At 68.0% G+C, this 23,601-nt stretch carries 22 protein-coding genes and 2 pseudogenes; 15 read left to right on the plus strand and 9 right to left on the minus strand.

The window, feature by feature from the left end:
* Nucleotides 1-141 precede the first annotated feature (141 nt).
* From EER30_RS10975 to EER30_RS10985, 3 genes and pseudogenes are all read left to right on the plus strand, one after another.
* Nucleotides 142-1,713: an AAA family ATPase gene (locus EER30_RS10975; RefSeq protein WP_127500289.1), complete on the plus strand. Its 1,572-nt coding sequence runs from the start codon at nt 142-144 to the stop codon at nt 1,711-1,713.
* Between the two features lie 41 nt (nt 1,714-1,754).
* Nucleotides 1,755-3,755 (plus strand): DUF885 domain-containing protein, encoded by a 2,001-nt coding sequence (locus EER30_RS10980; protein ID WP_127500290.1) that lies wholly within the window; start codon nt 1,755-1,757, stop codon nt 3,753-3,755.
* A gap of 446 nt (nt 3,756-4,201) precedes the next feature.
* A pseudogene (locus EER30_RS10985) lies at nt 4,202-5,603 on the plus strand (IS701 family transposase).
* Nucleotides 5,604-6,628: 1,025 nt separating this feature from the next.
* On the opposite strand, the gene EER30_RS10995 reads toward EER30_RS10985, so the two are convergent.
* Nucleotides 6,629-7,174, minus strand: a complete 546-nt coding sequence (locus EER30_RS10995; RefSeq protein ID WP_127500292.1) for a TetR/AcrR family transcriptional regulator — start codon at nt 7,172-7,174, stop codon at nt 6,629-6,631.
* A gap of 116 nt (nt 7,175-7,290) precedes the next feature.
* On the opposite strand from EER30_RS10995, the gene EER30_RS11000 reads away from it, so the two are divergent.
* From EER30_RS11000 to EER30_RS11010, 3 genes are all read left to right on the plus strand, one after another.
* Nucleotides 7,291-8,181 carry an oxidoreductase gene (locus tag EER30_RS11000; RefSeq protein WP_240669949.1) on the plus strand — a complete coding sequence of 297 codons (891 nt, stop codon included), beginning with the start codon at nt 7,291-7,293 and terminating at the stop codon, nt 8,179-8,181.
* 95 nt (nt 8,182-8,276) lie between these two features.
* Nucleotides 8,277-9,158: an SDR family NAD(P)-dependent oxidoreductase gene (locus tag EER30_RS11005; RefSeq protein WP_127500293.1), complete on the plus strand. Its 882-nt coding sequence runs from the start codon at nt 8,277-8,279 to the stop codon at nt 9,156-9,158.
* Nucleotides 9,159-9,213: 55 nt separating this feature from the next.
* Entirely contained in the window at nt 9,214-10,665 is a 1,452-nt protein-coding gene (locus tag EER30_RS11010) for an aldehyde dehydrogenase (RefSeq protein WP_127500294.1), read from the plus strand.
* Nucleotides 10,666-10,792: 127 nt separating this feature from the next.
* Here the strand turns inward: EER30_RS11010 and EER30_RS11015 are convergent, their stop codons facing one another.
* Together EER30_RS11015 and EER30_RS11020 are read right to left on the minus strand one after the other, a co-directional pair.
* A complete protein-coding gene (locus EER30_RS11015; protein WP_127500295.1) occupies nt 10,793-11,212 on the minus strand; it encodes a carboxymuconolactone decarboxylase family protein in 420 nt (139 codons plus the stop codon).
* Nucleotides 11,213-11,302: 90 nt separating this feature from the next.
* Complete coding sequence (locus tag EER30_RS11020; RefSeq protein ID WP_127500296.1) at nt 11,303-11,767, minus strand: hypothetical protein; 465 nt, start codon at nt 11,765-11,767, stop codon at nt 11,303-11,305.
* 695 nt (nt 11,768-12,462) lie between these two features.
* Between EER30_RS11020 and EER30_RS11025 the strand changes: the two genes are divergently transcribed.
* Entirely contained in the window at nt 12,463-13,152 is a 690-nt protein-coding gene (locus EER30_RS11025; RefSeq protein WP_127500297.1) for a hypothetical protein, read from the plus strand.
* Entirely contained in the window at nt 13,149-13,412 is a 264-nt protein-coding gene (locus tag EER30_RS11030; protein WP_240669950.1) for an ATP-binding protein, read from the plus strand. The genes EER30_RS11025 and EER30_RS11030 overlap by 4 nt, the downstream gene beginning before the upstream one ends.
* A gap of 17 nt (nt 13,413-13,429) precedes the next feature.
* Here EER30_RS11030 and EER30_RS49895 read toward each other — a convergent pair.
* Nucleotides 13,430-13,691 (minus strand): annotated as a pseudogene (locus EER30_RS49895) (TSUP family transporter); the annotation flags it as partial.
* A gap of 424 nt (nt 13,692-14,115) precedes the next feature.
* Here EER30_RS49895 and trxA point away from each other — a divergent pair.
* Together trxA and EER30_RS11045 are read left to right on the plus strand one after the other, a co-directional pair.
* Complete coding sequence (gene trxA / locus EER30_RS11040; RefSeq protein ID WP_127500298.1) at nt 14,116-14,496, plus strand: thioredoxin; 381 nt, start codon at nt 14,116-14,118, stop codon at nt 14,494-14,496.
* Between the two features lie 59 nt (nt 14,497-14,555).
* On the plus strand, nt 14,556-14,825 hold the full coding sequence (locus tag EER30_RS11045; protein ID WP_127500299.1) for a metal-sensitive transcriptional regulator: 270 nt from the start codon (nt 14,556-14,558) through the stop codon (nt 14,823-14,825).
* A 3-nt stretch (nt 14,826-14,828) separates the two neighbouring features.
* On the opposite strand, the gene EER30_RS11050 is transcribed toward EER30_RS11045, so the two are convergent.
* Together EER30_RS11050 and EER30_RS11055 are read right to left on the minus strand one after the other, a co-directional pair.
* Nucleotides 14,829-15,206: a DUF302 domain-containing protein gene (locus tag EER30_RS11050; RefSeq protein WP_127500300.1), complete on the minus strand. Its 378-nt coding sequence runs from the start codon at nt 15,204-15,206 to the stop codon at nt 14,829-14,831.
* A 3-nt stretch (nt 15,207-15,209) separates the two neighbouring features.
* Nucleotides 15,210-15,878 carry a ferritin-like domain-containing protein gene (locus tag EER30_RS11055; protein WP_127500301.1) on the minus strand — a complete coding sequence of 223 codons (669 nt, stop codon included), beginning with the start codon at nt 15,876-15,878 and terminating at the stop codon, nt 15,210-15,212.
* A gap of 99 nt (nt 15,879-15,977) precedes the next feature.
* On the opposite strand from EER30_RS11055, the gene EER30_RS11060 reads away from it, so the two are divergent.
* A complete protein-coding gene (locus tag EER30_RS11060; RefSeq protein WP_164842281.1) occupies nt 15,978-16,124 on the plus strand; it encodes a hypothetical protein in 147 nt (48 codons plus the stop codon).
* A gap of 116 nt (nt 16,125-16,240) precedes the next feature.
* Here the strand turns inward: EER30_RS11060 and nicT are convergent, their stop codons facing one another.
* Together nicT and EER30_RS11070 are read right to left on the minus strand one after the other, a co-directional pair.
* Entirely contained in the window at nt 16,241-17,425 is a 1,185-nt protein-coding gene (gene nicT, locus EER30_RS11065) for a Nickel transporter NicT (RefSeq protein ID WP_127500303.1), read from the minus strand.
* Nucleotides 17,426-17,496: 71 nt separating this feature from the next.
* Nucleotides 17,497-18,687: an NAD(P)/FAD-dependent oxidoreductase gene (locus EER30_RS11070; RefSeq protein ID WP_127500304.1), complete on the minus strand. Its 1,191-nt coding sequence runs from the start codon at nt 18,685-18,687 to the stop codon at nt 17,497-17,499.
* 227 nt (nt 18,688-18,914) lie between these two features.
* Here EER30_RS11070 and EER30_RS11075 point away from each other — a divergent pair, with 227 nt between their 5' ends.
* The 4 genes from EER30_RS11075 (at nt 18,915) to EER30_RS11090 (ending at nt 22,243) form a co-directional block, all read left to right on the plus strand.
* On the plus strand, nt 18,915-19,235 hold the full coding sequence (locus EER30_RS11075; protein WP_127500305.1) for a rhodanese-like domain-containing protein: 321 nt from the start codon (nt 18,915-18,917) through the stop codon (nt 19,233-19,235).
* Between the two features lie 34 nt (nt 19,236-19,269).
* Nucleotides 19,270-20,631, plus strand: a complete 1,362-nt coding sequence (locus EER30_RS11080; protein WP_240669952.1) for an MBL fold metallo-hydrolase — start codon at nt 19,270-19,272, stop codon at nt 20,629-20,631.
* Between the two features lie 83 nt (nt 20,632-20,714).
* Complete coding sequence (locus EER30_RS11085; protein ID WP_127500307.1) at nt 20,715-21,314, plus strand: rhodanese-like domain-containing protein; 600 nt, start codon at nt 20,715-20,717, stop codon at nt 21,312-21,314.
* Complete coding sequence (locus tag EER30_RS11090; protein WP_127500308.1) at nt 21,311-22,243, plus strand: TSUP family transporter; 933 nt, start codon at nt 21,311-21,313, stop codon at nt 22,241-22,243. Before EER30_RS11085 ends, EER30_RS11090 begins: the two co-directional genes overlap by 4 nt.
* Before the next feature lie 207 nt (nt 22,244-22,450).
* Here EER30_RS11090 and EER30_RS47875 read toward each other — a convergent pair whose 3' ends face one another.
* On the minus strand, nt 22,451-23,506 hold the full coding sequence (locus tag EER30_RS47875) for a DUF302 domain-containing protein (RefSeq protein ID WP_205650181.1): 1,056 nt from the start codon (nt 23,504-23,506) through the stop codon (nt 22,451-22,453).
* Nucleotides 23,507-23,601 lie beyond the last annotated feature (95 nt).

Genomic DNA, 23,601 nt, shown 5'->3' on the forward strand with positions numbered 1-23,601 from the left:
CCGTGAAGAACCGGCTCAACCGCATGCAATACCGAGCCGGACTGATCGACGCCTTCTTCACCGGAACCGGCCTTTCACCACCGGCACCAGCCAGACCCTGACCGCAAAAGGTGTCTAGCCGTCGCCGCAGCAACCGAGGACATGCGGCTGCAAGTAGATCACCTCCGCCAGCTGTACGAGGCTGCGCGGGAGGACGCCGAGCGGCAGGGTCGGCAGATTGCCGAGTTCGAGCGGCTGCGGCGGGCAATGGACGACCGTGACCCGGACGAGGTGCGCGACGAGATCGACCGCCTTCGGGCCGACAGCACGGAGCTCAAGCGGCTGCGGCTGACTGCTCCGGCGGAGAAGGAGTTGCAGCTAAGCGCTCTCGAGGAAGAGGCTCGTCAGCTTCGTGACCGTTGTGTCGTCTACGCGGCGGACAACGAACGGTTGCAACGCCAACTCTCCGCACACCAGATCACGGCGACAACGCTGGAACGGATGACCGTCGGCAAGGAGGCGTTGGAGGCGGAAGTCCGTGCGTATCGCGACATGATCGAGGAGGAGGAACGAAAGTGGCAGGGGCTGGTGGCACGGCGCGAGGGCACCTCACCGCTGCCGATGTGTACCGAGATGGATGCCATCCATGCGGATCGGCCGTCCGACCTGTCGGAAGATGTGCCGCCCCTGCCTGAGCTGGTCAGCCGGGTTCGTGCCCTCATCCGCCAGCAACATGACCTCTTCTACGAAGAGGCCGACCTGCGGTCGTTTCTGGCCGGCCTGGCCACCAGCCAGCTTCATCTGTTGCAAGGGATCAGCGGCATCGGCAAGACACAGTTGCCGCAGCGTTTTGCCGAGGCCATCGGGGCTGGGTCGGCAGTGGTATCAGTGGGCGCGGATTGGCGTACCCCGCAGGACTTGATGGGCTACTACAACGCCTTCGAGCGCCGCTTCTACGAATCCGAATTCACAAAGGCGCTGTATCGCGCCCAATGCCCAACCTTCGCCGACCAGCCTTACGTCATTGTGCTGGACGAGATGAATCTCTCGCATCCCGAGCAGTACTTCAATGACGTGCTCTCCGCGCTGGAACGTGATGTGAGCAGGACAGCCACGCCAGATCTCGTGCTTATGAGCGCGGCCGTGTCGCCCCCGCCGAGGTTGCTTCGTGAGGGCAGGCTGCTGCCCGTGCCAAGGTCGGTGTTCTTCGTCGGCACGGCCAACCACGACGAAACCACAGTCTCCTTCGCTGACAAGACCTACGATCGCGCCCACGTCATCGAGCTGCCGACCAGCCCGCACTCGTTCGACGTCCCGCCGCAGGATCCACTCCCGCGTCTGAGTTTCCGGGCATTGACCCGTACCTTCGATACGGCAGTGGCCAAGCACGGGGGTGCGGCGGCCGATGCGCGAACGTTCCTCACCAACGAGCTGGCCAGCCGTCTGGCCGATGACTTCCGCATTTCCTGGGGAAGCCGGCTGAACAAGCACATCGCGCGGTATGTGCCCGTTGTGGTCGCGGCGGGCGGAACGGTTGGCGAGGCGACCGATCATCTGATCGCGACCAAGGTTCTGCGCAAGCTGCGCGGCCGGTACGAAATCCGGGTCGATGAGCTCAAGAAGTTGCGGGACGATCTCGAATCGCGCTGGTCGAGCCTGCCGGGTAGCGGCATGCCGCCTATTCGCTCCCGGTCCGTCATCGAGGCACTCATCCGAGACCTGGGTCAGGCGTAGTGCCCACGGACCTTGTCGTTGACCGGATCACGGGCCGCCTAGTGCCGGTCGACGAGGCCGTGCCCATGCTTGGACGCTATGCCAACCCGGGTCGATCTGGAAATAAGGTCGGCAGCCTTGACGGCCTTATGCCGGACATCGTTACCAGGGAAGCGGTCGTCGCTATCGGCGAACGCGTCGCGGACCTTGCTGCCCGTCGCGCGCCCTTGAGCGACTTGATCGACGTATCACCTTTGGTCGACGACCAGGCAGCCCGGGTAACGCTGCGGCAGCAGCCGCTCGAAGCGGCGATCGAAGAGCATTTGCCGTATCTCCGGGCCGTTTGTTTTCGGCCGGCGGCCCGTTTGCGCTCCACCAATCGCCTGGTACCGGTGGCGAGGATGCGCACCATTACTCCGCACTCTATCGTCCGGCTCGCCGCCCACAGCGAGGACTGGGCAGCGCTGCGCCCGGACGGGGTTCGCCCGGACCGCGTGCTAAGCCCCGAGCGGGAAGTGGAGATCGACCTGTATGAGAATCGACTCGCCGCCCGTTTGGTCGACGAGTTGTCGCGGTATCTCGCCGCGCGTGCGGCGCAGATCCGTGGAATAGAAAGCATGTTCAGCGGCATTCAGCGCTACATCGACGACATCGCCGGACGGCATTGGAAGTCTGGCTTGCGGCTGTGGAGCCTGGTCGGTGAGCTCTTCGATCGACAGGATTGGCAAGAGTTGGCGCGATTGCGCTTGGCCGAGGTGGAACGACTGCGTACGGCTGTCATGGCATTGCGGTCCTCGCCGGTCTGGGTGGGTGTCAATCGCCGGGCCGCACTTGGAGGCGCACTGCGCTCGACCAATCTCTTGGCCGGCGAGGACCGTTACCGACATGTGGCCGAGTTGTGGCGACAGCTGGTGACCTTGCACGGCGCCGACCAATCGGCTAACGCGTTGATGAAGCAGGCCGAGGGCTGGGTCGCTGGGTTTGCCGGATTTTGTTGGGTCTTGGTGGTCCGGGCATTCGATGAACTGGGCGCCGTACCGGAGATACCGGTGCGAGTAGGAGAGGCCGTCACCTATTCGATCGGCGAGACCACCATGACGCTGCGGCCGAGGGCCGGATCGGGAGTTCTGCTCCTCGAAAAAGACTCGGTCCCAGTGATGCGCATTGTTGCACTTCCGCATGCGTTGAGCGCTTCCGGTAACGCCGACACTGTGTCGACCGAACTGGACGCTCTCGTTGCCGCAGCGCCCGACATGCCTACGCTGGTGTTGTACCCGGGTACGCAGGAGGAGCGCCAACAGCTGCCCGAGGGCGTTCGGTTGAGGACATATGAGTCACCTGGCACCCCTGCGCCGCAGCACCGCAACTCGATGCTCTGGCCGATGCCGGTGTCTCCGATGGAGATCGACAGTGTGATTCGGCTCGCTCGCACGGTGCGCTGGTTGGTCGAGCAGCCACGCCTGACTAGCTATCCATATAAGGTGTCCTGCAGCGCGGCGTTAGCTGACGAATTGGTCGTCAAATGGGACTGGCTGGTTCGCGTGCCAGATGGCGTCGCCGTGATCCGAATCCCGGCGGCTAACGAGCGAGCCGCCGCCGAAACCTTGGTGTCGGCGAACCGGCACGAGACTGCGCGGTTCCGCGGGCTTGGCAGCAATGTGGCCGAAATGCAAACGCTTTGGCAGGGAATTGAGCGCGCGATCGCAGACACACTAGATCTGACCCGCTGTCCACGGTGCGGTTCCTCATCTACGAGGCCGGAAAGGGCATTGGAACCTCGCGGTGATAGCGGCTTCCGGGCGACTTGTGGAGATTGTGACGCCGCATGGGAAAGCCGCCCCTGCGCGTCGTGCCTTCGAACCTATCCAGTCCTGGCGACGTCCGGCCCGACGATCGAGTTCCCAGACGGTGATCGGATCGACCGCCGCTACGGTATTGACCTGCTCGTTGCTCCATGCGCGACGCGGGAACGGATATTCATATGTCCCTGGTGCGCACGCTGCGGCAACGAGATGGCTGCGTCGAACTGCGTCCGGTGCACGACTACAGCAGTCGCGCCTTGACGGGCATTTGTGCTTAGCTTTCGTCGTCGGCGGTGCCACGGGAGCGTTGGCCTATGATGCCAATCGGGTAACATGGGTTGCTGACGCTACTTTTGTTGCGCATGGCACGATTGTGGAGAAGCCCTCAATGTAGCACAGGTGATGACCTTGTCGCCTTGGCAGCTTAATGAGTAAATCAGCATATACGTAGGCGTGGGCACGGCGTCGGAAACGAGAATTATTCGGCCGTCCTGGAATCCATGTAGCGGCCTTAATGCAGTGGAGCGTCGCAAACTGTGCTGAAGAATATTCTTTCTCTTGAATTTTGGACGGTTTGCATCTGCTGCCGGAAATCCTAAATGGCAGGCGCCGCACTAGTACGGCAGCCGCCATTAGCAGTCTGACCTGCTGGGATGCGGTGGGGGCGGTGTCCAACATGGACGCAGCCGCCTGTTGATCATGTGTGTGTGAAGACAACAAGATCGAAGGCGGCTGCTGCTGCCAGGATAGAGGCTGCCCGCACAGCCCGGACCGCGGGTGAGTTGCTGGGCCGGTTGCGGTCGTGTTTCGTGCGCACGCAGACCTGGCAGCACGCGGGCCGGTACGTGTCGGCGCTGGTCAGCGAGATCCCGAAGCGCAACGGGTGGGCGATCGCGCAGCAGGCCGGGGACCGCACACCGGATCGCACCCAGCGGCTGCTGAACCGGGCGGTATGGGACGGGCAGGCGGCGATGAGTCAGGTCCGCCGGTTCGTCGTGACCGGCCTGGACGCCGTAGCCGGGCGCCGAGCCCGGCGGGGGCTGCGGATCGCCGCGCTGGACGAGACCGGCCAGCAGAAGGCCGGCACGGCGACGTGCGGGGTGAAACGGCAGTACATGGGCTGCGCCGGCCGGCTCGCGAACGGGATCAACACGGTGCACCTGGCCTATGTGCGTGAACGTGTCGGGCATGCGCTGATCGGGGCCCGGCAATGGATCCCGGCCGAGCACCTCACCGACCCGGACACGACGACTCGGATGGGCATCACCAGCGGGCTGGAATTTCGGACCAAAGGGCAACTGGCCATCGACATCTGCACCGACGCCTACGCCGACGGCGTCGCCTTCGATTTCGCCTGCGGCGACGAGGTCTACGGCAACTGCACCCAGCTCCGGGAATTCTTCGAAGACCGGCAGCAGGCCTACGTGCTGCGCGTCGCGTCGACCTTCATGCTCACCCTCAACCCGGAGACCCGGATGACCTGCGCGAAGGCCGTCGCCCTGCTCGTCACCGACCAGCGCCGGTGGCAGATCCGCTCGGCCGGTGCCGGCTCGAAAGGACACCGCTGGTATGCGTGGGCGTGGATCGCGACCGCCAGTCCCCGGCACTACCTGCTGATACGCCGTCACCTCAAAAGCGGTGACCTGGCCTTCCACTACTGCCACGTGCCACAAGGCCAACCGCTGACCCTGGCCCGACTCATACGGGCCGCCGGACTGCGCTGGCCGGTCGAGGAAACGTTCGAGTTCAGCAAAGACTCCTTCGGCCTCGACCAATGCCAAGCCCGGCTCCACACCGCAATCACCCGGCACACCGTGCTGGTCATGACCGCCCTGGCCATCTGCGCGATCGCCGCTGCCCGCCTCAAAACCCGCACCGACACCCAAGCCCCACCAGCCAGCACACCCGAATCAGCGACCACCGTCCGAGCCCGGCATGATCCCGCTGACTATCCCCGAAACCGCACGCCTGCTCGCCACCACCTGGCACCAGCCGAAACCCACCGACCACGACACCCACTGGCGCAACTGGCGACGCCGCCACCAAGCCCGAGCCCGCTGGTTCCACCAACGCACCCGACTCAACCGAGAGTATTCCCTGGCCAACTAGCAAATGGCGGCTGCCGTACTAGACCGACCGTGGTCACATGCCTGGTCACAACGATGGTCCGGTTCTGTCGGATCGGCCAGAGCTGAGTGGCATGGCCATGCCGTTCTGTCCGGTTCTGCGTACGTAAAAGCATGCGCCGACACTGCTTGACCAAATTGTAATGCGACTGGGGGTCAAGGGGTCGCAGGTTCAAATCCTGTCAGCCCGACAGCGAAGGGGTTTCGCAGGTTAGAGACTTGCGGAAGCCCTTTTTCGTGTCTGACGACGTCACCGGGATCGAACACGCCGCTTGTAGACCCTTTGACTCGGCAGGTGACGAGAGATGCCCCTACTGAAGCTCGACCGACTGTGCGAAGGCCTGGAGAAGGGCGAGTGGGCCGGCTTCCTACGCGACTGGGACCGCGCCCTGCGGGCCGGGAATCACCCGGAGACGACCCGCTGCAACTACTTCCTGGCCGCCGCGCAAATGGCCAAGTATCTGGCCGACGGGTCCCCGGATCCGGACGCTGATGACGCCGCGCAGGACCCAACCCTGGTGACGAAAGCCGTCGCCGTTGACCACGCTGCCGAAGGCGGTAGTGCTGCGCCGCGACCTGTACTTGTCGGCGTCGAAGCCGGCTCCGTCGATTACGGTTTTGGCGTGGGAGTGGCGGGATGCTCTGCTTTCGTTGCAGCCGTCGAGAGTGGAGTTTTAGCAGCACGGCGGTGGGGCCCTGACAGGCGCGGAGTGTGTGGCCGCCTATGGAATTGGCTAGGTTCCTAGGATGCAAGGCGCGATGAGGCGCAAGCGATCGAGATGCGGTGTTGGACCGCTGTGTCGGGTGCATGGAAACCCCCATTCCAGCATCCCGCCGTTGGACTGGTGCGGGATCATGTGGTCCACGTCGGCCGGCGGCAGGCCTGTGTCCCGCAGGAAGTTGGCGATAGCAGGGGCGGGTGGATCTTCGCCGAGTCCCGGGCCGCGCGACCCCACACATTGAGGGGTGCGGGCCCGCATTGAGAACTCGGCGGTGAACGGGGGACCGTCAGGCCGCGCCGAGGCCGTTCATGAAGGTGGCTACGACGAGGTCGGCGGCTTGCGGTGGCGTCAGGGTGGGGAACTGGTGGGCTGCGGCGTCGACGAGTTGGTCGAGGACCGTTCGCGCCCAGGTCATGTCCACGTCGCCGCGGAGGTATCCCTCGTCTCGTGATCGGCGGATGAAGGCGTCGACTCGGGCGCTCTGTTCCTGACGGCGGATGCTGGCGGCAGGGTCGTTCTGCATCATGCGGCGAGTGTCGAGAGGCCATTCGCGGCTGACGGGGACGATTTTCTCCACGTAGCGGTGCAGGGCGACGGGCACGGGGGCCTCGGTCAGGCGGGCCTCGTCGAGGACGTTTTCGGCGGAGTCGAGCTTGGCCTGGAAGACGGCGCTGAGCAGGGCTTCGCGGTTCGCGAAGCGGCGGTGCAGGGTGGTGCGGTCTACTCCGGCGGCAGCGGCGACGGCTGACATGGAGGTGCCGGGGTCCTCGGCCAGAAGTCGAGCTCCGGCGCGGAGGACGGCATCTAGGTTGCGGGCGGCGTCGGCTCTCATGGTGCTGCGATCTTACTCGACTGTTTCAGTTACCCGGCAATCTTCTGCGTGTGAGCCGCGGAACAGAATATTATCGCCTCACTGCTGTTGCATTTAGCGACCGTAACTCTACGGTTGTGTTGCTGCCCGCTTCGGGCGGCGAGGAATGGCAAGTGAGGATACGTACGATGACAAGGACTTGGCTGATCACCGGTAGCTCGCAGGGCCTGGGCAAGGCACTGGTGCTCGCAGCGCTGGAGGCCGGCGACCGAGTAGTGGCGACTTCCCGCAAGCCGGAAGCGCTGGCTTCCCTGGTGGCAGAGCACCCCGAGCGTCTCGCGACCGTCGCGCTCGACGTCACCTCCCCGGCGCAGGCCCGAGTGGTGGTAGCCGCGGCGGTGCAGCGGTTCGGCTCCATCGACGTGGTGGTCAACAACGCGGGCTACGCCACCAGCGGCTCGATCGAGGATTTTCCCGAGGAGGAGTTCCGCGCGCAGGTCGAGGCGAACCTGTACGGCGTGGTCAATGTGACGAGGGCGGTCCTACCCGTGATGCGCGGCCAGCGCTCCGGGCACATCGTGCAGATCTCCTCGATCGGCGGCCGTGTGGGCGGCACTCCCGGCCTGGGTGCCTACCAGACGGCGAAGTTTGCTGTGGAGGGCTTCTCCGAGGTCGTCGCCAACGAAGTGGCCCCCTTGGGCATCAAGGTCACCATCGTCGAGCCGGGCGGTATCCGCACCGGCTGGGCCGCCGGGGCCGCCGAGCCCTCCGGTCCCATCACGCCTGACTACGAGCAGACGGTTGGTGCGTGGCTGGATCGATTCGCGCAGTATGCCGGGAACGAGCCCGGCGACCCGCACCGCATGGCCCGCGCCATCGTCGACACCGTGGACGCCGCGGAGCCTCCGCGCCGACTGCTGCTCGGCAGCGACGCACTAGGGATCGCGATCAGCTCAGAGGAAGGCCGTATAGCGGAAGCCAACTCGTGGGCCAAGGTGAGCCGGTCCACGGATTACCCCACCGCCTGACCGACACTGCGGTGGCTCGGAACGGGGCCGGTCAATGCGCGCCGCACACCTGCCCCGCTCCGCGAGCGCGCCCCAGTTCGCCAAAGGGAAACGCAATGATCAAGACCTTTTTGGTAGCCGGCGCGGCGGGGGGACTGGGCGGCCGGGTCGTCGAGGCCGCCCTCGCCGCCGGCCACAACGTAGTAGCGACCGACCTCGCGCCCCACGGCGTATCTGTACCTGACGAGTACCGCGACCGGTTGCGCGTACGCATCATGGACGTCACCGATCCGGACTCCGCCCGTGCTGCGGTCGCCTGCGCGGTCGCCGAGTTCGGCGCGGTCGATGTGCTCGTGAACAGCGCCGGCGCCCGAACTGTCGGTTCGATCGAGGACATGTCCGACGACGAGTTCCACCGCGATGTCGACGTCAACTTCTTCGGTGCGGTCAACACGGTGCGCGCCGTCCTGCCGGTGATGCGCCCGCGTCGTTCGGGCAGCATCATCAACGTCTCCACCATCGGCGGCCGGCGCAACCAGCCCGGTCTGAGCGCCTACCAGTCATCCAAGTGGGCGCTGGGCGGTTTCACCGAGATCCTCGCCCGCGAGGTCGCCCCCATCGGGATCCGCGTCACCTTGGTGGAACCTGGCGGAATCCGAACTCCGTGGGCAGTCGCCCCGATGACGGTGCCGGACATCCACCCCGAGTACGAGGAAACGGTCGGCGCCTTCGCCCGCACCTACAGCAACAACCCCGACGTGCAGCGGGGTGACCCGGACAAGATGGCCGCCGTGATCCTGAGGCTCACCGAAGAGCCGGCACCGCCGGTGCGGCTTCTGCTCGGCTCCGACGCTGCCTGGCTCGCTCCGCAGATCACGACGGCGCGAGCCGCGGAAGACGCGGCGTGGCGCGAACTCAGCGTCTCCACGGACCGCGACGGACTCGGCGATTTCGCCGACACCGAGGTCGCGCGGATGGTCCGCCCGGCCAAGCCCTGATACCCACCCCACCATCCCCTTCCCTCCACCACTTTTCACCTAAGGAATGACAGACATGACTGTGCGCGACAAGCTCTTCATCGGTGGTTCCTGGGTGACTCCCAGCGCACCGGAGCTGATGCTCGATATCCTGTCGCCCCACGACCAGTCGGTCATCGGCCGTGCGGCGCAGGCCGCTCCGGCCGACATCGACAGGGCGGTCGCTGCGGCGCGTGAGGCATTCGACCACGGCCCGTGGCCGCGTACCACGCCCGAGGAGCGCCAGGAGGTCGTGCGTCGCTACGATGCGCTGCGCACCGCCCGGGCGGACGAGATCGCCGCGGCGATCTCGACCGAGAACGGCTCGGCGGGCTGGTTCACCAAGATCGGTCAGCCATTCCTGACCCGTCAGACCAACGCCTACCTCCAGGCAGCCGAGGAGTTCGGCTGGGAGGAAATCGTCAGCCCGTCCGACCCGTCGGTGGCCTTCGACACCATCGTGCGGCGCGAGGCGATCGGTGTGGTCGCTGCGGTCATCCCGTGGAACTCCCCGTTCTCCGCCGCCACCGCGAAGCTGATCCCGGCTCTGCTGGCGGGCAACACCGTCGTGCTGAAGGTCTCCCCGGAGAACTCGCTGAGCATGATGCTGCTGGCGGACCTGTGGCACGAGGCCGGCCTGCCCGAGGGCGTCCTCAGTGTTCTTCCGGCGGATCGTGAGACCAGCGAGCACCTCGTCTCGCACGCCGACGTGGACAAGATCTCCTTCACCGGTTCGACCCGCGCCGGACGGCGGATCGCGGCGATCGCCGGGGAGCAGCTGAAGCGTGTGGGTCTCGAGCTGGGCGGCAAGTCCGCCGCCCTGATCCTGGACGACGCCGACCTGGCGGCCGCGATGCAGGGCCTCAGGTTCGGTTCGCTGGGCAACAACGGTGAGGCGTGCATCCTGCAAACTCGGATCCTGGCCCCGCGCAGCCGCTACGAGGAGGTCGTGGCCGCAGTGAAGGAAATGGTCGAGTCGCTGAAGGTCGGCGACCCCTCCGCCGCCGACACCTTCATCGGCCCGATGATCCGCCGCGACCAGCAGCAGCGGGTCATTGATTACATCAACATCGGCATCGAGGAAGGCGCACGGCTGGTGACCGGCGGGCCGCAGGTCCCGGCAGGCCTGGAGAACGGCAACTATGTCACCCCGACCGTGTTCGCCGACGTCGACAACGGCATGCGCATCGCGCAGGAGGAGATCTTCGGCCCGGTCCTGGCCGTCATCGCCTACGACAACGATGACGATGCTGTGCGGATCGCCAACGACTCCGAGTACGGACTGTCCGGCGGCATCTGGTCCGCGGACGTTGCCCGCGCCCTGGCCGTCGCCCGCCGGCTGCGTACGGGCACCGTCACTCTGAACGGCTCGCCGATCAGCTTCGACGGACCCTTCGGCGGATACAAGGCCAGCGGTCTCGGCCGCGAGTACGGCAAGGTCGGCCTGACCGGCTACGTCGAGCATAAGTCGATCACCCGCACCCGGTAATCACGTGTGTGAGGGCCCTGAGCGCCAAACCGGCCTGACCTGGGATGCGGCCTGGCCCCGGCCGCGTTGCATCAGCTCCGCCCGGTCACCTTTCTCCTGCCGGTGGCCGGGCGGGTCGCAACCGTCGTCACCGGCCGTGTGCCGCATCTTCGACCGGGGACTGTGCCCGCTCCGCGAACACCTGGGCGGCGATCGCGTAGCTGTCGAAGGCACGAGCCACGCCCGCATAGACGGCGATCTGAATGAACGCCTCGACGATCTCCTCGGGCGTTACCCCGTTGTTGAGGGCGATGCGCAGCTGGCCACGTAGCGGCTCGAGAATCCCTAGCGAGGCTGTGATAGTGACGGACACCAGAGCCCGCGTACGGGTGTCCAGGATTTCGCTGCGTGGCCAGGCGTCACCGAACGCGTGCTCGGTGGCGATCTGCTTGAAGTCGGCGGCGTTCGACGGCTCGCCCTCGCCTGCGGTGAGGAACTGCTCGAGACGGAACCCCAGCATCTTCTCCGCTGTGTCGAGGGCGCGGGCGTAGTCGGAGCTGTCGGGCATGATGCCTCCTAGATGTGGTCGCGGAGCACGTGGGCCAGATGGACCCGCGAGTCGATACCGAGTTTGGTGAAGACGTTGCGGACGTGGTGCTCACGGTGTGGGGGAGAGGTAAAGCTGCTGGGCCGCGCCGCGCTCGCGCAGGGACCGGCGGACACGCCGGGTGTCGGCGACGGCGCCAGCCTCCGAGTAGCTGGCCAACGCCTGATCGAGCCACTGCACCGCGTCGGTGTCCCGGTCCTCGGGCGCCACCACGACGGCGGCGTCCTCCAACGCGATCGCGGCGAGCAGCGGCCGGCCTGCGGCGGTCTGGAGCTTGGCCACGGTCACAAGCTCCTCGACGTCGCGGGTGAGCACCCCGTGCACATGGGCGGCGACGGCGGTGAAGGCGGGTGCGTCCGCCGCCCCGCGCTCCAGCGTCGCCGCGGTCTCGAGCAGCCGCTTCCGCAGCTGCTGGTCGGCTGCGTCCAACGCAACCCGGGCGGCCATCGCCAGGAACGCGAAGTCGGTCGGACGGGGCGGAGCGGCCGGGATCAGCGGGTCGTCGCGCAGCAGCACGGCGGCTGTCCCCGCGCTGAGCGGCGGCCAGCGCCAGTACCCGGCCGGCCCAGCGGTAACCGGCGGGACTGTCGCCGGTGCGCAGTTTACGGGCGGTCACCATGGCCGCGCGTCTTAGCGCGGCGTCGTCCAGGTGCTGCCCCAGCCGGGCGAACGTGATCATTCGCAGCACACCGGCTAGGCCACCGGGCTGCTCCCGGCCGGTTCCGGCCAGGGTGCGGGCCGTCTTGCCGATTCCGGCTTCTCCCCGGACAACGAGCACGCCGCTCAGGTCGTGCCGTGCACGGTCGAGCAGGTCGACCAGCAGGCGCCGTTCGCCGGCGCGGCCGATCAGCACGCCGCGAGGGAGATCCCTGCTCATATGCCGATCATCACACGGCTCTGAACGGTCGCACCGGGACGACGTGCAGCTGGGGGTAAATCGTGCGCGAACGTCGGTCCGGCACGGAGGACCTTCGACGAATTCGCAGCGACCGGCAAGACCGGAACGGTCATATCGGGAAGCAAAGGCTCCCACTGGATCTTGCAAGCCCCGGGGGCTCCCCGGGTTCGCACCCCGTCTGGCGTCGATAGCGTGCCTGGTGTGAGAAAGGTACGGCCAACAGGAACAGCGTCGTCATCGATCCCCCCAGGCGGTGCGGCCTCGTGCGCCGCCGTCGTCCAGGACTTCCGTGTGCCGACCGAGGGAGGTATCAATGCCCGGTCGCGATCTCGCGCCTCTGATCGGGCGGGACACCGAGTGGCGGGTCCTTGAAGAGTTTCTGGCTCGGGGACGGGACGGTGCCGACGACCTTCAGTGGGTCGATCCAGCCAGCATCGCTTTCCTCGAGTTCGTTGCTCGGCGGATCGACGGCAGCGGGATCGGGCTGCTGACGGCCGTATTGTCGGAGGCCGTGACCGTCGCCGCAGCCGTCGGGCTGCCGCTGCTGGACATCACTACGCTGCGCGACGATGATGCCGTACGGCTGGTCGAGCAGCGCTATCCGATCCTCGCGGGTCGGGTCGGGCGGCGGCTGCTGGCCGAGGCCGCCGGGTGTCCGCTCGCACTGGTCGAGCTGGCCCTTCGGATCGTTCAGCCGTCCGCCACGCCGGTGAGTGAAGCGGCGCCGATGGATCGCCTGCACAGCCTGTACGCCCACCGCCTCGCCCATCTCCCCGAAACCACGCGGCGCCTGCTGTTGCTTGCCGCGCTCGGCAGCACTTCTAACCTGAACGCCACCACCGGACCAGCCCGCGACAGCCTTGGGGCCGCCGAGGAGACTGCCCTGATCACGGTGGACCGGACATCCGGCCGGATCGAATCAGTCATCCGATGGCCCGCTCCGCCGTGGTCTCACTCTCCGCCAGCGATGAGCTGCGTGCGGCCCACGCTGAACTTGCGGTGAGCGACGCGGGTGACCCCGACCGGCGCGCCTGGCACGTCGCGGAAGCCGCGATGAGCCCGGACGAGTCCGTCGCGCGGTTCGACCGGCTGTGGCGCGGCCGTGACACGGCGGGAACAGCTGGCTCCGGGATCGGTCTGGCGGTCGTCCGCGAGTTGGTCACCACCCACGGCGGCGCGGTCGGCATCGACTCGCCAGCCTCCGGGGGCGTCACCGTGACCATCAGGCTGCCGACAGCCGCCCCCTTGCCTCCACGACGGTGACTGGCGCCGAACCGGTTCACCGTCGGGCAACGGCCGGTTCTGAGTGCTCGCAGGCTGCCGGCCAAGACGGTGACGGCGGCGGCAAGTCTCCAGTCGATGTGTACTCGGCCAGGTAACCGGCGAACCGGCGAACGACGTGATGGCGCTGACCACCAGGTACCGTCCCTCACGGCGACCGACATGGGCAGAACGCCGAGCAGGGCGAGGGCGGGCACGACGAGGAAGCCGCGACCCGGCGCCGACCAAACCGGCGACGCATCCGACCACGACGCCGTCGACGGCGAGGAAACTGGCGGCCGTCGGCGGTAAGCAGGAATGCGGTGGTCGTCGATGGCGACGTTGCCGTCGCGGTGGCGGGTGGCGGGCGGCGACATCGGCCTCGCGCATCTCTGCCTACTCCGGACCGGCGAACGCCGGGGTATGTGTGCTCGACCATCGCGGGCACACGGCAGTCGCGGTTAACCCCTTCGCCCCATTACTTCCGAGCCGCATGACCCAGTCTGAGCTATACCCCGGGGGGTATTATGGGGCGGGAGGGAAGGAGGCGACATGCATCTCGAGGAGGCCGGCAACGCCGAGGCTCGCCGTCCGACGGCGAACGCGAGGAGAGCGTGGCCCGGCTGGAGAAGCTCTTCCTGTCCCTGGGCTGACCACGGCCCACGACTCCGGCGCCGGCGCGGTCGGCGAGAAGGGAAAGAACATCATGAGTACGACACGCCTGACGGCGGATACCTTCGAGCAGGCCATCACCGGTGACGGCATCGTGCTGGTCGACTGGTGGGCGTCCTGGTGCGGCCCGTGCCGCCGCTTCGCCCCGGTCTTCGAGCAGGCCAGCGAACGGCACACCGACATCGTCTTCGCCAAGGTCGACACCGAGGCCGAGCAGCAACTCGCGGCCGCGGCCCGGATCTCTTCGATCCCGACCCTGATGGCCTTCCGCGACGGAATTCTCGTCTTCTCCCAGCCCGGGTCGCTGCCGTCCGCGGCGCTGGAGGAACTGATCGCCGCCGTACGCGGGCTGGACATGGACGAGGTCCGCGGCAAGGTCGCGCAGCAGCTTGGCGGCAAACCGGCGGCGGCATGACGCCGATGACCAGCATACCCAACGGGGTATGCTGGTCATCGGCTGTCCGGGAGGTAAGCATGGAGATCGAGGCAGACGCCCTCACCGACGTGATCAAGCGGCTGCGCCGCGCCGAGGGTCAGATCCGCGGCATCATCGCCATGCTGGAGTCCGGCCGTGACTGCGCCGACGTGGTGACCCAGCTGGCCGCGGTGTCGAAGGCCCTGGACCGGGCCGGCTTCAAAATCATCGCGACGGGCCTGCGGCAATGCGTAATCGCGGAACAGGACGGCAAAGACCCGACCGTCGACATGGCCCAGATGGAAAAGCTCTTCCTGTCGCTGGCCTGAGGCTCACTCGGCCAGTGTGTCGAGCGCGGCCCGCAACCGGGTGGACGCCTCGTCGGCGACCTCCTTGAGTTCGGAGCGCCCGGTAACTTGAACCATGACCTGCGGGTCGAGCGCCGGCGCGAGCGTGTGGCCGGGTCCGTCGGTGCGCACGATGACGTTGCAGGGCAGCAGCAGACCGATCCCCCGGTCGGTGTCCAAGGCCAGGTGCGCCAGCGGCGGGTTGCAGGCGCCAAGAATGAGGTAGTCCTCCATCTCGGCGCCGATCCTCTCTCGGAGGGTTGCGCGGACGTCGATCTCGCGATTGTCTTTGGTAGGTCGGCGAAAGTCACCGTGCTGTCCTGCTGCGGTGGGTGGGGCGGCGATGATCGCCCCACCCACCATGGTTCACCGGTTCGCCCAGCGCGTGAAGGCGGTCAGGTGACGCTGGGAGGCGGCGAGCAGGTTGGTGTAGACCTGCTTGACGTCCGGGGCGGTCAGAGCGTTGAGGGCGGCTTTCAGGTCGGTGATGTCGGTGCGTTCGACCTGCTGTCCGGCGGCGAGGGCGGCGGACAGGCTCTGGTTACCCTGTGCCAGCAGTTTGTCGTAGGTGGCTTGGACGGCCGGATCGGTGAACGTGCCGGCCGGCTGGTTGGCGGTCGGGTCGGTCACGGCGTAACGCTGCAACAGCGTGCGCACGGCGGTCAGGTGCTGGGTCTCGGAGACGGCGATGTGGTCGAAGACGGCGGCGTCGTAGCGGGTGGCGAATGCCACGTAGAGGTCGTGGGCGAGTTTCTCCTCCTGCGCCATGGACGCCAGCGTGGTCTTCTGGGCATCGGTGAGGGTGCCCTGCGGGGCGGTGACGCCCTGCCCCATGCAGGTGCCGTCGCCGAAGCCGGACCCCATGCCGTAGCCGAAGCCCCTGCCGGGGGCGGACGAGTCGGCGGTGGCAGTGCTGGACGGTCCGGGACCGAACGGGCCGGCGCCGGCCAGTGCCGGTGCCGCGACCGCGAGTCCGCCCAGGCCCAGCGCGCCGGCCGCCACCAGGGTGGCTGTGCGGCGGGTGATGGTCTTCATGACTTTCTCCTTTCTTTTTCTTGCACCTTCACGGTCGCTCTCCGACGTGATGACGGCGTGCAACCGAGATGCAGAACGCGTGGAGAATGTCAGGGCCGGGTGACGACCACGACGGTGTCGCGGGCCGGCATCGGGCTGCCGCCCACCGGCCGCAGCGCGGTCTCGGCGCCCCGCTCGGCCGCGAGCCGGTGGCCGGTCGCGACGGCGCGGGCCCGCGCGGACGCCTTCGGGCCGGGACTGCGCTGATCGCCCGGGGTGAGTTCTCGATCGTCATTGTCGCGGCTTGATCAATGATCAAGCGTTGGGTGACATGGTCGTCGCCTACGTGCTGTTGTCGGCCGTGACGCTGAGCGGTACCCCGGTCACCGGCAGGCCTGTTGTCCGGCGTGGTGGTGCGTTCTGTCGGTGGGCGGTGCCGCCAAGCTCGCCGACCAGCGCTGCTCGATGGCGCCGAGGCGCCACACCGCGATCGCTATGAGCCAGGAGGCGAGGAACAGCAGGACGATGCCGTAGCCGGCGTAGTCGAGCGGAATGCCGCCGATCGCGGCCAGCGGTCCGAAGGTGATGTTTGCCTGGTGGGCAAGGACGCCGATCAGCTCGATGGTGCCGATGATCAGCGCGACGGCGACGGAGATCGAGGTGATGGTGATGTTGTAGAAAACCTTGCGGACCGGTTTGGCGAAAGCCCATCCGTACGCGGCGTTCATGAACACGCCGTCGATGGTGTCCATCAAGGCCATGCCGGCAGCGAACAGGACCGGCAGCACCAGGATGGAGTAGAACGGCAGGTCGAACACGGCCGCGCCGCCGGCCAGGACGAGCAGCCCGACCTCGGTGGCGGTGTCGAAGCCAAGACCGAACAGCACGCCGACCGGGTAGATGTGCCACGGTTTGCGCACCGATCTGGTGAGTCCGCCGAGAAGCCGGTTCATGAAGCCGCGCTTGTTGAGTTGCTCCTCGAGAGCCTGCTCGTCGTAGACGCCGCGGCGCATGTCGCGGAACACCTTGATCACGCCGAGCAGGACGATCAGATTGAGGACGCCCAGGATCCAGAGGAACACTCCGGAGACCGAGGCGCCGATGAGGCCGGTGATCGAGTGCAGGCCGCTGCCGTCATCCTCCACCTGCCCGGCCAGGGCTTTGACGCCGACCGAGAGCAGGAACGCCAAGCCGAACACGATCGTGGAGTGGCCGAGGGAGAACCAGAAGCCCACCGACAACGGCTTGCGACCTGCACCCCTGACGATGTTGTCCTGCATCAGCTTGCGGGTGGTGTTGTCGACCGCGGCGATGTGGTCGGCGTCGAAGGCGTGCCGTAGCCCGAACGTGTAGGCCAGGATCCCGACGCCAACGGTGAAGACCGGATGGTCGCCGCCGAGAGTGAAGTGTTTCGGCGCGACCAGCCCGAAAAGCACGCCGAACCCCACCGCGTGCAGCAGCACGATGAACCCGGCCATGCCGGCCAGCGATCGCCGGTCCCGCGCCGTGAGGCTGTGACGGAAACGGGAGCGAGGGGACGCATCCACGGCCAGCTCGGTGGAACTCATGTCGGTTTCCTTTCGGGCGGCAGGTCGAGCTTCCGGACGGCGCGGCGTAGTGGGGCCGCCAGCCGTGTCGCTCAGAAGCGGCCGCGGAGCATGCCGTGCCAGTACAGCGCGGGCAGCCCGTATCGCTTGAGCAGCCACATGTCGTAGCGGGGTCGCATGGTGTCGATGACCGGGAAACTCGGGCGCGGAGTGAGCGTGTAGTCGAACTCGGCCAGCAGCATCCGGTTGTGGGCGGTGACCAGCGGGCAAGAGGTGTAGCCGTCGTAGCGGGCCGCCGGCTGGGTGCCATCCCGCGCGGCGAGCAGGTTCGCCACCAGCACCGGTGCCTGCTTGCGGACGGCGGCGCCGGTCTTGGAGGTAGGCAGATCGGCCACGTCACCGAGTGCGAATACGTTCGGCCAACGCGGGCTTTGCAGGGTGTACTGGTCGACGTGGACGTAGCCGAACGGGCTGGCCGGGTCGGCGAGCGGCCCGGCTTTGATCCAGTCGGGGGCGCTCTGCGGCGGAGTGACGTGCAGCATCGTGTAGTCGATGGTCTCCTTGGTGCCGGTGGTGTTGTTCAGCAGCACCGCGCGGCGGTTGGGTCCGTCGACCTCGACCAGTTGGGTGTCGTGCCGGACGTCGATGCCGTAGCTCGCGGCGATGCCGCGCAGTACCTCGCCCCATTGGGGCTGGCTGAACATGGCGGCGGTGGGTAGCACGAGGATGGGCCGGATCCGGTCCAGGACCCCTTGCCGGCGCCACCAGTCGGCGGCCAGGTAGGCGATCTTCTGTGGTGCGCCGGCGCACTTGATCGGCCCGGGCGGCATCGTGAACAGTGCCGTCCCGCCCCGCGTCTGCTGCATGAACTCCCAGGTGCGCGGGGCCAGGTCGAAGCGGTAGTTGGTGGATACGCCGTCGTGGCCGAGCGCTTCGCTCAACCCGGTGACCGATTCCGGGTCGAGTTGAAGTCCGGCCGCCAGGACCAGGAAGTCGTACGACAGCTCACGGCCGTCGTCGAGGGTGATACGGGACCCGTCGGGGTCGACCGCGGCCGCCCGCTGCCGTATCCAGCGAACCCCCTTGGGGATAACGGTCTCTTGCGGGCGGAACGACTCGTCGGCGTCGGCGCGGCCGCCGCCGACCAGGGTCCACAGGGGCTGGTAGAAGTGCCGGTCCGACGGCTCGACGATCGCTACGTCCCGGACGCCGGCCCGGCGCAGCCGTGCCGCGACGCTGATGCCCGCGGTGCCCCCGCCGATGATGACCACCTCATGACGCATTGCTGTTCATCCTCTCCGTCGCGCTGGTCAATATACCCCTGGGGGTATGCTGAACTGTAATCAGATCCATCGCCGATCGCCAATCCCCAGCGTGCGCGCGGTCGAACGGCCCTCGTCGGGGCGGCTGGCGGTCCGCCGGGGATCGGCGGGCTTGACGTGGCGGCCGATCGGCGCGCTATGGTGAGAAACAGATACCCCCGGGGGTATCCGAAGGAGGGACTCCGTAGATGCGCGAAATTGACCAGACCACGTTCGCGGCCGCACATCGGGACGGCGCGGTCGTCGTCGATGTCCGCGAGCCGTTCGAGTACGCGGGTGGGCACGTGCCCGGCGCGGTGCTGATCCCGCTGCGGCAGCTGGCATCGCGGGTGGCCGAGTTGCCGCGCGGCGTCCCGGTCTACGTCGTGTGCGCCAGCGGCAACCGCAGCCTTTCCGCCGCCGACTACCTGGCCGCGGCCGGCATCAACGCCTGGTCAGTGGCAGGAGGTACCGGAGCGTGGCTGCGCGCAGGCCGGCCCATCGTGCGCGGCACGCGAGCCGCGGCCTGATCCCCGACCGATGACAGCAGAAGGAGTTCCGAACGTGTTGCGAATCCTGCCTATCGACACCCCGACCCTGGGCGACCGTAGTTACCTGGTGCACGACGGACAGGTGGCATTCGTGGTCGACCCCCAGCGCGACATCGACCGGGTGCTGGGCCTGGCCGCGAGCGAGGGCGTCACGGTCACCCACGTCTTCGAGACCCACATCCACAACGACTACATCACCGGCGGATACGCCCTGGCCGAGGTGACCGGGGCGGCGTACCACGTCAACGCCGACGACCCCGTCTCGTTCGACCGGATCCCGGTGCGCGACGGTGACGTGATCGCTGTCGGCGACAGCCTTCGGGTGCGGGTGCTGGCCACTCCCGGGCACACCTTCACCCATCTGTCGTACGCCCTTGACGCCGGCGGCGAACAGGTGGCGGTCTTCTCCGGCGGCTCCCTGCTGTATGGCTCGGTGGGCCGGCCGGACCTGCTCGGCCCCGACCACACCCACGCCCTCGTCCGCCACCAGTACGCCTCCGCACAGCGTCTCGCCACCGAACTGCCCGACACCGCCGGGGTGTATCCGACTCACGGGTTCGGCAGCTTCTGCTCGGCCACCCAGAGCGCGGCCGACGCCGCCACCATCGGCTCGGAGAAACTGATCAACCCCGCGCTCACCCGCGACGAACAGGCCTTCGTCGACGAGCTTCTCGCCGGCCTGGACGCCTGGCCGGCCTACTACGCCCACATGGCACCGGCCAACAGCGCCGGACCCGCCGCCCCGGACCTGACCCGGCCGCAGCGGGCCGACGCGGAGCAGATCCGCAAGCGCATCGCCGCCGGCGAGTGGGTGGTCGACCTGCGCAATCGGGTCGCGTTCACCGCCGGGCACGTCGCCGGCACGCTGAACTTCGGCCTGGATGGCAGCTTCGCCACCTACCTGGGCTGGCTCATCGGCTGGGGCACCCCGGTGACCCTGCTCGGCGAGACCCCGGACCAGGTCGACGAGGCGCAGCGGGAACTGGTCCGCATCGGCATCGACCGGCCCGCCGCTTACGCCACCGGCACGCCTACCGAGTGGGCCGGCGGCGAGGACCTCGCCACCCTCCCGCGAGCCACCTTCGCCGACCTTGCGCAGGTCCTCCACCACCGGACGGTCGCCGTGCTCGACGTGCGCCGCAACATCGAAGCCGCCCAGGCGCGGATCGACGGCGCCGTGCACATCCCGTTGCACGACCTGCTCCGCCGCCTCGACGAGGTCCCCCTCGGCGAAGTCTGGGTGCACTGCGCTGCCGGCTACCGCGCCACCATCGCCGCCAGCATTCTGGCCGCCCACGGCCGCCGCCCCGTCGTTGTCGACGACGACTTCGACCGGGCCCGGGCCGACGGCGTGCTCGCCCTCGCCGTCGGCTGACCGATCCCGTACCACCGCCGGGCGGCCTCCCCCGAGCCGCCCGGCGGGTTCTCCCTGCCCGCAATCAAGCCGAACGAGGAGCTATGACCCCCTCCGACCCGACCACACCGGGCGCCGTGGACGCCGGGACCCTGCGCGACCTGCTCACTTCCGCACACGGACCCCGGGTGCTCGACGTGCGCACGCCCGGCGAATTCGAGAGCGAGCACATTCCCGGCGCCTACAACGTCCCGCTCGATCTGCTCCGTGAGCACCGCGCCGACCTTCGTGCTCACCTCGACGACCAGATCGTGCTGGTGTGCCGCTCCGGCGCCCGCGCCACTCAGGCCTTCACCGACATCGGTCTGCCCAACGTGAAGATCCTGGAGGGCGGCATGCTGGCCTGGCAGGCCGCCGCTGCCCCGGTCAACCGTGTTCGGCGCCGCTGGGACCTGGAACGACAGGTCCGCCTCGTCGCCGGCGGCATCGTGCTGGTCAGCGTCCTCGGGTCCCTGCTGCTGCCCGGCCTGCAATGGGTCGCCGCCCTGCTCGGCGCCGGCCTGGTGTTCGCGGCACTCACCAACACCTGCGCCATGGGCATGCTGCTGGCCAAACTGCCCTACAACCGCGGCGCCACCTGCGACCTGGACAGCATCGTCGGCCGGCTGCGGGACACCGCACCGCAGCCCGAGGTCCGGCCATGACCGCCACCACCCTGGTGCTGACCATCGTGCTTGCTGTGGGCGTCGGCGTCAGCCTCGGCCTGCTCGGCGGTGGCGGTTCGATCCTCGCCGTTCCCCTGCTGGTCTATGTCGCCGGCCTGCCCGCCAAGGAGGCCATCGCCACCTCGTTGCTCGTCGTCGGCACCACCAGCGCCGTCGCTGTCATCCCGCACGCTCGTGCCGGACGGGTCCGCTGGCGTACGGGCCTGATCTTCGGGGTGGCCGGCATGACCGGCGCCTACGCCGGCGGCCGGCTCGCCGCCTACATTCCCGGCACCGTCCTGCTCGCGGGGTTCGCGCTGATGATGCTCGCCACCTCGATCGCGATGATCCGCGGCCGCCGGCCGAAACCCGGAAAACCCGTTCCGCACGAGCTTCCGGTGCTGCACGTCATCGCCGACGGCGTCGTCGTCGGCCTGGTCACCGGTCTCGTCGGCGCCGGGGGCGGCTTCCTCGTCGTGCCCGCACTGGCCCTGCTCGGTGGGTTGCCCATGCCCGTCGCCGTCGGCACCTCCCTGCTGGTCATCGCGATGAAGTCGTACGCCGGCCTCGCCGGATACCTCTCGACCGTGCACATCAACTGGGCTCTCGCGGCCGCGGTCACCGCCGCCGCCGTCCTCGGCAGCCTCGCCGGCGGGAAACTCGCCGGCCGCATCCCCGAGCTGGTGCTACGCAAGACCTTCGGCTGGTTCGTCGCGATCATGGGCGTTTTCGTCCTGGCCCAGCAACTGCCGACCGGCCTATACGCCAATCCGATTCTCTGGGCGGGCGCTGTCGGGCTCGTCGCCGCAGGGGCCACCTGGGCCCTTGTACGCCGACGGTCCGCGAACCTGACGGACACGCCCAGCGCCGACGGTCGGGACGATACGCCGGGCCGGCCATCGGCCGACTACCGCCGAGTGCCGCGGTGAACACCAGCATGACACCGGCACGCACCATGGCGCGTGCCGGTGTCATGCTGCACCTGCCGGTGACCGCCTTCGCGATCACGGTGGGACTCAGCGGCGTCACGTTGGCGTGGCGCCCGCCTGCGGCGCGGGTCTGCGAGGACGGCGGTGCGCACCGTCTCTCGCTTGCGTGGCAACGGCCCGGTCGGCGGCGGCAGACCGGGCCGGCGCTCAGGCGGTGAGCTGGTCGAGGGCGGCGTGCAGCCGGTCGGCGGCGTCGTCGGCGACCGCTTTGAGTTCGGGCCGGCCGGTCACCTTGACCATGGTCTGCGGGTCCAGCGCCTGTACGAGGGTGGCCTCGGCTCCGTCGGCGCGGACGACGACGTTGCAAGGCAGCAGCAGACCGATCTCCCGATCGATGTCCAGGGCCTGGTGGGCGAGGGGCGGGTTGCAGGCACCGAGGATCAGATAGTCCTCCATGGTCGCGCCGAGTTTCGTCTGCAGGGTCGCCTGGATGTCGATCTCGGTGAGCACGCCGAAGCCCTGGTCTTTGAGCGCGGCGCGGACCCGGTCCACGACGGCGGCGGAGAACGGCTGCGGAAGGCGGGTGGTGTATGCGTAGGACATCGTCGGGTCTCCTTGGTTCGGCTGGTAGAGCGTTCGCAGCTGCTCGTGGTCGCGCTGCAGCGCCAGGCGGCGGTGCAGCACGTGGTTGTGCAGGGACTGGCTGCGGTGGGCAGCGATCGCCCGCCGTTGGCGGGTGCGGGAGACGCTGAGCCGCAGGTCGATCTCGTCCGGCCGGCGTCCGACGAAAGCGGTGCCGAACTGGTCGTTGAGCCGGACGGCGATGTCTTCCGGAATCGTCCAGGCCAGCACGGTCCGGCCGGTGGCGCGGGCGGCGGTGAGCGCGGCCTGGGTGGCCCGCTGGTGGTCGGGGTGACCGGTGACCCCGCCGGTGTCGAACACGAGCAGGTGGCTGGGGTGCTGGGCGGCGATCAGCCGGCGGACATGCCCGGCCAGCTCATCGAGGGGGTACTGGCCGAGGTGTGCGTCGGGGTAGTCGAGCAGGTCCACGGACTCGACGCCGAGCACCGCCGCGGCGGCGCGCAACTCGGTGCCCCGGACGGTGGCCAGGTCCCCGGCGCGTGCGTGCAGGGTGGATGCCTCGCCGTGGGTGAGGCACAGCAGGGTCACGGGAACCCCGCAGGCGGTCAGGAGGTCCAGCACCGCGCCCAGTGCGAACGACTCGTCGTCCGGGTGCGCGACGACGACGAGGACACGGTCCACGTCACAAGCCGGTTGGGCACGTCGCCCGGGCGGGCCGATCGTCGGGTTAACCGGGGGTCTCCGCATACTCTCCACTATACGCCCGGGGGTATACG

This window comes from Actinoplanes solisilvae, assembly GCF_003999975.1.
Taxonomy (GTDB): Bacteria; Actinomycetota; Actinomycetes; order Mycobacteriales; family Micromonosporaceae; genus Actinoplanes; species Actinoplanes solisilvae.